Origin of the sequence: Streptococcus sanguinis (assembly GCF_020729725.1) — a bacterium.
GTDB lineage: Bacteria > Bacillota > Bacilli > Lactobacillales > Streptococcaceae > Streptococcus > Streptococcus sanguinis_V.
The window spans coordinates 1-2,543 of record NZ_JAJEPA010000013.1 but is presented as its reverse complement, the minus strand read 5'-3'; the positions used below and the strand labels follow the sequence as shown (position 1 = coordinate 2,543).

Annotated in this window: 5 protein-coding genes; all 5 read left to right on the top strand. The window is 39.5% G+C overall.

All coding sequences use genetic code 11. The annotated features are described in order from the left end of the window. A partial coding sequence (locus tag K4I03_RS08985; RefSeq protein WP_227964857.1) for a PD-(D/E)XK nuclease-like domain-containing protein occupies window positions 1-228 on the top strand: 228 nt, incomplete at its 5' end. A 136-nt stretch (window positions 229-364) separates the two neighbouring features. Further along, a complete protein-coding gene (locus K4I03_RS08980; RefSeq protein ID WP_227964854.1) occupies window positions 365-964 on the top strand; it encodes an ERF family protein in 600 nt (199 codons plus the stop codon). Between the two features lie 13 nt (window positions 965-977). Then, a complete protein-coding gene (gene ssb / locus K4I03_RS08975; protein ID WP_227964851.1) occupies window positions 978-1,415 on the top strand; it encodes a single-stranded DNA-binding protein in 438 nt (145 codons plus the stop codon). A gap of 88 nt (window positions 1,416-1,503) precedes the next feature. Continuing rightward, a complete protein-coding gene (locus tag K4I03_RS08970; RefSeq protein WP_227964848.1) occupies window positions 1,504-1,911 on the top strand; it encodes a helix-turn-helix transcriptional regulator in 408 nt (135 codons plus the stop codon). A 17-nt stretch (window positions 1,912-1,928) separates the two neighbouring features. After that, the coding region (locus K4I03_RS08965) for a DUF3850 domain-containing protein (RefSeq protein ID WP_227964845.1) at window positions 1,929-2,543 on the top strand (615 nt) is incomplete at its 3' end.

Genomic DNA, 2,543 nt, shown 5'->3' with positions numbered 1-2,543 from the left:
TATATTGTGGCAGTTAGTAAACAAGAGCAGGTAGATAAGGAGCTGATTAGAATTGATGAACTGACCTTGGTAATTGGTCAGGAAGTCTTTGAAAAATACGTCCATAGACTCAAACAGGTTATTTCTGGGAAAGTTGCACCTCTTCATTGTGGTAAATGTGACTATTGCCGAGCTAACAATAAATTGGCTCGTTCTATAACTGTAGGAGAGCTTTTAGGAAAGGATTAGAACCATGTTTTGGCATGGTTTTTAGTTTGAAAAGATATTAAAAATTTTTAATAAAATAACTAAAAAGGCTTTACAAAGGCTTTTAAAAATGTTATAATTAACTATGTAAGATAACGAATAAGAAAAGGAGAAGCCTATGGCAACAAAGACCAAAAGCAAAAATGAGAAGCTTGAATTTGCAGATGTATTCGAGTTGTTATCCTATCTTCAAAACAATATTACGGTAGAGAAAAACCGAACCAATCCTTATGGTGGGTTTGATTATTTCAACCTAGAGGATATCTATAAAGAAGTGAAGCCTCTGCTAGAAAAGATTGATGGAGCTTCCTTGTATTGGAAACCAATTCAAGACGAGTTCCTTGAGGGGCGTCACAATAAACGGACAACTGCTGTTCTTCGTTATAGGAATAGCCAAGGTGAAGTGACCGAATATGAGACTAGCTCTACTGCTCGCGAAGACGAAAGTGAGGCTAAGAAGTCAGCTAGTCAGGTTAGCGGCTCTACAGAAACCTACGCTAAAAAGATGACACTGCGTAATATGTTTATGATTGGCGGTGAATTGGATAGCGATAGTGAAAATCCAGAAGAGAAAGGGAAGAAAGCTCATCTGATTGACCGAGCCAAAAAGGCTTTACATCCAACGCCTGAAATGTTGGAAGAGTGGCAAGGTATGAATTACAAAGAATTGTATCAAGCTACTATGAAGCTGCATGAAGAGCAGCAACAAATTTTATAAAAGGAGAAACATCATGATTAACAATGTCGTACTAGTTGGTCGTATGACCAAAGATGCTGACTTACGCTATACCGCACAGGGTCAGGCGGTCGCAACACTTACTTTAGCGGTAAATCGTAACTTCAAAAATCAAAATGGCGAACGTGAAGCAGACTTTATCAATATTGTCATTTGGCGGCAGCAAGCCGAAAATCTAGCAAACTGGGCTAAGAAAGGAGCRTTGATCGGTATTACTGGTCGTATTCAGACCCGTAATTATGAAAATCAACAAGGCCAACGTGTCTATGTTACTGAGGTTGTGGCAGATAGCTTCCAACTTTTAGAGGCTCGCCAAAACCAAAACGGGCAAGGCCAATCTGGCAATAATGCTGTGCCAGATTTCTCACGGAATGAGTCTTCTTTTGGAAACTCAAATCCAATGGATATTTCAGATGATGACCTGCCATTCTGAGTGTTTATTGTCTGAAAGTAGATAGTTAAATCCAGAAGTTGAAAAGCTTCTGGATTTAGACTATGACTGAAAATATAAGGAGAAAAAAATGGCGAAAAGAAAGGCTGTTGACTATCCAACAGGTGAAAGCTTGCGTGTCATGCGTTATCTTCAGGAGAATCCAGAAAAACGCCAACAATACAACGCCCAATATATAGATAGCGGCAAGCGTAAAGAATGGCTTGATAGTCCTGCTGGAGAACGATATAAGGAAAATCAGAAAGAACAAACCCGAAAGCGTCAAGAGCGGAATAAAGAGCTTGCTGGTGAATTGAAACGAGCAAGACGCTTGCGACGTTATACTCAGGAAAAGCTGGCTAAGGAATTAGAAGTTCCCACACCTACTTACAGGAATTGGGAAAAAGGAACCAGCAGGCCAAACTCAAAACATTTGAAAAACATATCAAAAATATTGGAGGTGCCACTGACTGATTTTACTCAGCATATCAAGGAATAACATAGAAAGGAATAGAGATGACTGAAGTACGCAAAAAACAGATGCACATCATCAAGTTACACACGCGCTACATGGAAGCCGTTAGCCAAGGTCAGAAAAACTTTGAAGTGCGGTACAATGATCGCGATTACCAAGTAGGTGATTTATTGGTTATGTATGAGGTGGATAATCAAGGCTGCATTCGTAACGGATTGGCTGTTAAAGAAATCACTTATGTTCTGGAAAGCTTTGAAGCTCTGAAATCAGGTTGGGTAGTTTTGGGATTAGCTCCTAATGATGGTATTAGTCCTGAAATCTTTTTAGAAATCATACGGGTTATGGCTGAAAAGAAAGAGGCCCAGAGTAAAGAGGGTATTGAGTCCAAATCTGTTGATTATCAAAAGGTATTGGACGAAGCTCTTGCTATTCAAACGCCGCTAGAGGTATCTGAGAGCTGCTTTATCGAAGAGATTTGTCAGACTGGCCCTGATAGCCTTGAGGTTATCATGAAGAATGGCAAAATTTATCTCTACACTGAAGTAGAGGATATTGATTTTCTGATGACAGAATATCAAGAAATCTTAAAGGCTCATGGTAGCGTTGGGCGATTCTATGGATTGAGCATTAAGGGGAAATATCCATCAGAAGAAATT